General features: G+C 70.5%; 7 protein-coding genes. 3 read left to right on the top strand and 4 right to left on the bottom strand.

Annotation, left to right across the window (positions count from 1 at the left end; translation table 11 throughout):
- Window positions 1-207 (top strand): ATP-binding protein (locus tag ACE3SS_RS14710; RefSeq protein WP_374595235.1); only part of this gene is annotated, 207 nt, incomplete at its 5' end.
- 15 nt (window positions 208-222) lie between these two features.
- Here ACE3SS_RS14710 and ACE3SS_RS14705 read toward each other — a convergent pair.
- Window positions 223-996 carry a sulfite exporter TauE/SafE family protein gene (locus ACE3SS_RS14705; RefSeq protein WP_374595233.1) on the bottom strand — a complete coding sequence of 258 codons (774 nt, stop codon included), beginning with the start codon at window positions 994-996 and terminating at the stop codon, window positions 223-225.
- Window positions 997-1,260: 264 nt separating this feature from the next.
- Window positions 1,261-2,205, bottom strand: a complete 945-nt coding sequence (locus ACE3SS_RS14700; protein WP_374595231.1) for a hypothetical protein — start codon at window positions 2,203-2,205, stop codon at window positions 1,261-1,263.
- A gap of 426 nt (window positions 2,206-2,631) precedes the next feature.
- Between ACE3SS_RS14700 and ACE3SS_RS14695 the strand changes: the two genes are divergently transcribed.
- Window positions 2,632-3,030: an RNA recognition motif domain-containing protein gene (locus ACE3SS_RS14695; protein ID WP_374595229.1), complete on the top strand. Its 399-nt coding sequence runs from the start codon at window positions 2,632-2,634 to the stop codon at window positions 3,028-3,030.
- Window positions 3,031-3,227: 197 nt separating this feature from the next.
- Complete coding sequence (locus ACE3SS_RS14690; protein ID WP_374595228.1) at window positions 3,228-3,731, top strand: hypothetical protein; 504 nt, start codon at window positions 3,228-3,230, stop codon at window positions 3,729-3,731.
- 6 nt (window positions 3,732-3,737) lie between these two features.
- Here ACE3SS_RS14690 and ACE3SS_RS14685 read toward each other — a convergent pair whose 3' ends face one another.
- Together ACE3SS_RS14685 and lptC are read right to left on the bottom strand one after the other, a co-directional pair.
- Window positions 3,738-4,526, bottom strand: a complete 789-nt coding sequence (locus ACE3SS_RS14685) for an SDR family oxidoreductase (protein WP_374595226.1) — start codon at window positions 4,524-4,526, stop codon at window positions 3,738-3,740.
- Window positions 4,523-5,229 (bottom strand): LPS export ABC transporter periplasmic protein LptC (lptC, locus tag ACE3SS_RS14680; RefSeq protein WP_374595224.1); only part of this gene is annotated, 707 nt, incomplete at its 5' end. The genes ACE3SS_RS14685 and lptC, both read right to left, overlap by 4 nt.

Here is a 5,229-nt window from a genome sequence, read left to right as displayed (position 1 = left end):
GGCATTCCGCTGGCCGAGCGCGAGCAGGTGCAACAGCGCTTCCAGCGCGGCACCAACGCTCCCGGCACCGGCAGCGGCCTGGGCCTGGCCATCGTGCGCGACATCGTGACCAGCCACGGCGGCACGCTGGCGCTGCTCGACGGCACCCCCGCCGACGGCGAATCGCAGCCCGGCCTGCTGGCGCGCATCACGCTGCCGCGCGGCTGACGCCCAGGGGGCGCATCAACGCCAGCCCAGCACGCCGGCCGCGTCCCAGCCGGTCTTAAAAATCAACGCGCCCACCACCGCCACGAACACGCCGCGCACGAAACCCGTGCCGTGGCGCAGCGCCGTCCGCGTGCCGAGCCAACTGCCCGCCACGTTGGCGACGGCCATCGGCAAGGCCACGGCCCACCAGATGTGGCCCCGCGTGCCGAACCAGGCCAGCGCGGCCAGATTGGTCGCCGCGTTGAGCAGCTTGGCGTGCGCCGAGGCATGCAGAAAGTCGTAGCCCAGCCAGCGCACGCCGGCAAACACGAAGAAGCTGCCCGTGCCCGGGCCGAAGGCGCCGTCGTACAAGCCGATCAGCCCGCCCAGCACGCTGGCCCACGCGGCCTCGGCCCGCCCGGCAAAGCGCGGCGCGTGGTGCTGCCCCAGATCCTTGCGCGCCAGCGTGTAGAGCAACAGCGCCAGCAGCACGAGCGGCAAGGCCACGCGCAGCGGCCGCGCCGGCAGCCGCGTCACCAGCCAGGCGCCGCCCGCCGCCCCCACGAACGCCGCCGCCACCGCCGGCCCCAAGGCCGCCCAGCGCAAGGTCACCCGCCGCGCGTATTGCGAGGCCGCCCAGCCCGTGCCCCAGATCGCCGCGCCCTTGTTGGTGCCCATCAGCGTGGCCGGCGCCGCCTGCGGGTAGGCGCCAAACAGCGCCGGCAGCTGGATCAACCCGCCGCCGCCCACGATCGCGTCCACCCACCCCGCCAACCCGGCCGCCAGAACCAGGCCCACCATGCTCAACATGCCGCATCCACCCGTGCCAGCCCCATCCGAAAAAGAAAAAGGGCACCGCGTCTGGACGCGTGCCCTTGAGTTGAACCTAATCGCTGTTGATGCTTGTTTGTTAGGTGTCGGTCGCGGCGGCCGCTCAACACGACGCCGCGCCGGATTTGTTCTGTGGATTGTCTCCTCAATCCCCCCTAGACCAGCCGTGTTGCCTGGCGGCAGCCGGCTCGTCACGAGTGGGCGAACTGTAGTCCCCGCGACGGCCCGCGGCACCTGGGGATTTCACGATGCACGCGGCGTCGAACCATCGACCTCGCGCGCTGCCTCCGGCAAGAGCAAGGACTCGCGCAACGACAAGTACACCGCGCACACCCCGCGCAGATACACCAGCCCCGGCACCACCACCGCCAGCGCGAACACCACGCCGCCGCCGGCCAGCGCCGCGAAGGTGTGATGCAGGGCCTCGGGCGGGATCTGGGTGCTGTCGACGCTGCGCAGGCCGTGGCCGAACAGCCCGGCCATGAGCAGCCCCGCCGGCACGTGCACGCCCGTGATCCACACCGACAACTGCGCCACCACCGAGCCGCCCACCATCACCACGAAGCTCGCCAGCGCGCCCGTCAGACCCGTCACCAGGCTCACCGCCGCCACCAGCAACGCCCCCATGACCAGGCGCTGCCGGGCGATCTCCCACAGCACGCGCACGCCTTGCAGCGGTGACTCGCCGGCCCACACCGCCGGCGCCGCCAGCGGCACCACCACCACCACGCCGGCCAGCGCGGCCAGCCCCACCGACAGCACCGCCACCGGCACCACCAGCGCGTAGATCGGCGGGCCCACGTAACGCAGCTTGCTCACCCACAGCAAAGCCCAGAGCAACGCCCCGCCCGCCGCGGCCACCGCCGCCAGCATCAGCACCATCAGGATCAGGCGATGCCCTCGCAGCAACGAGGCACAGACCGCGTCAAACACGTCGTGCCCGGTTTCGCCGCGCGCTCGCTGCATCGTCCAGATGCCCGCGGCGTTCGAGCCGTAGAACACCACGAAAAATGCCAATCCGGCCTCGATGCTGGCCTCCCACCAGCGCGAGCCGGCAAAAGCCGACTCGGCCGCCGCCACCAGAATGCCGCCGCTGGCGAACACGGTCAGCAACAAATACCAGGCCTGCCCGTCGCGCACCGCCTCCACGCTCGACAACACCCGCGCCAGCGCCGCCCAGGCGTGCACGCCGGAAATTCCCCCGTACCCCATTTCGGGGGGCCTCCCCCGTAATGGCGCGCCCGCCCCGCTTGCGTTCTCGTTCTCGTTCTCGTGCATTTGAATACCCGCCCGTCGTGAAAATATTGATCCGCCTGCGGCGTCAAATCCGGCCCGCGCCGCTGCGCGCCAAGCCGCGTCGCATCATGCGTCATCCGGCTCGGCCACGCGATGCACGGGAACACCCTGATCAAAAAACCTGTCGATATCCCCAAAAACAGCGGAATTTCAGGGTTACACCTTGTCGTTTGCGCGCGCCGCACCGCTAGCAAAGCGTCATGACCTTCCTACATAATGGCCTTTCTCGTGTGTTTTGGTAGCGGCGCCTTCTCTGGAATGGGTCCCGATGGGTTGAAGCTCCTCCACTGGGTTATTTGTTTTTGAAAGGGGCTCTCCATGGGCAACAAACTTTATGTGGGCAATCTGGCCTACAGCGTGCGCGACGACGATCTGGGTGAGGCGTTTGCGCAATTCGGCGCCGTCACGTCGGCCAAGGTCATGATGGATCGCGAAACCGGCCGATCCAAGGGTTTCGGCTTCGTTGAAATGGGCAGCGACGCCGAAGCGCAAGCCGCCATCAACGGCCTGAACGGCCAGCCGCTGAGCGGCCGCGCCATCGTCGTCAATGAAGCACGTCCTCGCGAAGAGCGTCCGGGCGGCTTCCGCAGCCCCTACGGTAACGGCGGCGGCGGTGGCGGCTTCGGCGGCGGCCGTCGCGAAGGCGGCTTCGGTGGCGGCAACGGCGGTGGCCGTGGCGGCTACGGCGGCGGCGGTGGTGGCCGCGGCGGTTACTGATCCCGCCTGACCCGCGCCTCGCGCCGGGTCTTCGCGCAAAAGCGATGCTGCCGCGAGGCGCATCGCTTTTTTCTTGGATCCGCCGCTCGTCGCTCGATCCGCCGCGACGAGCGCGCGAGAAACATTTGCTTGCCCGGCCGGGGTCAACGCCAGACGACTGGCTTTCGTTGAACCCTCATCTGCATCCGGAGTCCATCATGCTGTTTCCTCGCCTCTCTCACGCTGGCCGCGCGTCGCGGTCGCTGGTCACGCTCGCTGCCTGGTGCGCGGCGCTGTGCGCCTCGCTGGCCGCGCCGGCTGCCCACGCCGGCGGGCAAACCGACGTGGGTGTGTCGGTGAACGTCAGCCAGCCGGGCTTCTATGGGCAGATCAACATCGGCAACGTGCCGCCGCCGGTGGTCTATGCCCAGCCGGTGATCATCGCGCAACCACGCCAGCCGGTGCGCGTGGCCCCGATCTACCTGCGCGTGCCGCCCGGCCACGAAAAACACTGGTCCAAGCATTGCCGCGAATACAACGCCTGCGGCCGCCCGGTCTATTTCGTGCGCTACGACGAGCGTGACGAGCGTCGCTGGCACGAGGAGCACGATCGCCGCGACGACCACCGTGATCGCCATGACGACGACCGCCACGGCCCGCGCGATGATGATCGCGGCCCGGGGCACGATCACGGGCATGGTCACGGCCACGGCCGCGATTGATTGCCGTCACGCGGCGCGGGGCTTGCGCCCCCGCCCGGCGAGCAGGCGGTCCAGCACCGCGTCGGGCAGCAGCCGCAACAGCTTGGCCAGCACGCCCATCTGCCACGGGATCACGCGGTAGCTGACGCCCGCCTCGATGGCCCGAAAGGCCCGCTCGGCGTACGCCGGGGCCGACATCAGGAACGGCATCGTGAACGGGTTGCCACGCGTCATGGGCGTGTCGATGTAGCCCGGCGCGATCGTCACCACCTTGACGCCCCGCGAGCGCAGCTCGATGCGCAGGCTTTCGCAGGTATTGATCACCCCCGCCTTGCTGGCCGTGTAGGCCGCGTGCCCCGGCAGGCCGCGAATGCCCGCCACGCTGGCCACGCCCACCAACGTGCCGCAGCCGCGCTCGCGCATCGGGGCGATGAAGGGGTGAAAGGTGGCCGCCAGACCGAGGTTGTTGGTCTCGAAGATGGCGCGCATCACCTCCAGGTCGGCTGCCTCGGCCAAGTCCACCCCCGCGCTGATGCCCGCATTGGCGATCACCACGTCCGGCACACCCTGGCGGGCCAGGCACGCGTGCGCCGCGGCGATGATGCTGGCGGTGTCGCGCACGTCGGCGCCGTACACCGCCACGCGGTCGGGCTCGATGGCCTGCGATTCGCCTTGCGCGCTGACCCAGGCGTGCAGCGCCTCGACGCGCCGCGCCACCAGCGCCAGCCGCCAGCCGGCGGCGAGGTAGCGCGCGGCCAGCGCCTGCCCCAGCCCGCTCGACGCGCCGGTGATGAAGACCAGCGGCCGGGCGCTCATCGCGCGGCGGCGGGGCGCGACGCCGCCTGCGGCGCCTTCAGCGGCGCGCGGTATTGCCCGCGCACGCCGTGCCCCAGCTGCGCCACGCCGCTCTGGCCGTCGTAATCGAGCGACCCGGCATCGACGCGCCCGCTTTCGCTGAGCAGCGTGACCGCGATGTCGGAGCGCACCTTCTGCACGTTCGGATAGAACCACAGCGCCTCGCCGAGCAGCTCCATGCGGCCATCGGTGGCCTTGCGCGGAGCGGGCGCGCGGGCCGGATCGGCATCGTCCGGGTCGAGCGCGTCGCGCACCACGTGGGCCTGGCCGAGCAATTGCAGCTCGGTGTTGTCGGCGTTCGACACCCCCCGCTGCGCCGTGGCATGGATGCGGCGGCCGCTGGTGTCGGTGCCCCGGGCGCGCAAGGCGTCGATCTCGACGGCGCCGTCGTCGGCGTAGTGCCGCATCACGTCGCCCGTGACGACCGCGCGCTGGGCGCCGTCCGTGCCGTAGCGTCGCGCCTCGAAGCGGCGCATTTCGTAGTCGACCTCGTGTGCCGGCGCGGCGGCGCGGCGCGGCGCGTCGGGCTGCGGCGTGTGGCGCACCAGCCACCAGGTGCCCGCCGCCAGCAAGGCCATCAGCACGATGGGCAGCGAGCCTGACAAGCCGTCACGCCAGGTGAATTTCGTCAGCGCGGCCATGGTGCGCGGGTCAGGCGCCCACC

The sequence above is a fragment of the Aquabacterium sp. genome, assembly GCF_041915145.1.
Taxonomy (GTDB): Bacteria; Pseudomonadota; Gammaproteobacteria; order Burkholderiales; family Burkholderiaceae_C; genus Aquabacterium.
This window is presented reverse-complemented; position numbering and strand designations above follow the sequence as displayed.

Excerpts from the sequence above, each read along its gene's own strand:
- ACE3SS_RS14685 (WP_374595226.1), bottom strand. The coding sequence starts at position 4,526 with ATGAGCGCCCGGCCGCTGGTCTTCATCACCGGCGCGTCGAGCGGGCTG.
- ACE3SS_RS14690 (WP_374595228.1), top strand. The coding sequence starts at position 3,228 with ATGCTGTTTCCTCGCCTCTCTCACGCTGGCCGCGCGTCGCGGTCGCTG.
- ACE3SS_RS14705 (WP_374595233.1), bottom strand. The coding sequence starts at position 996 with ATGTTGAGCATGGTGGGCCTGGTTCTGGCGGCCGGGTTGGCGGGGTGG.
- ACE3SS_RS14695 (WP_374595229.1), top strand. The coding sequence starts at position 2,632 with ATGGGCAACAAACTTTATGTGGGCAATCTGGCCTACAGCGTGCGCGAC.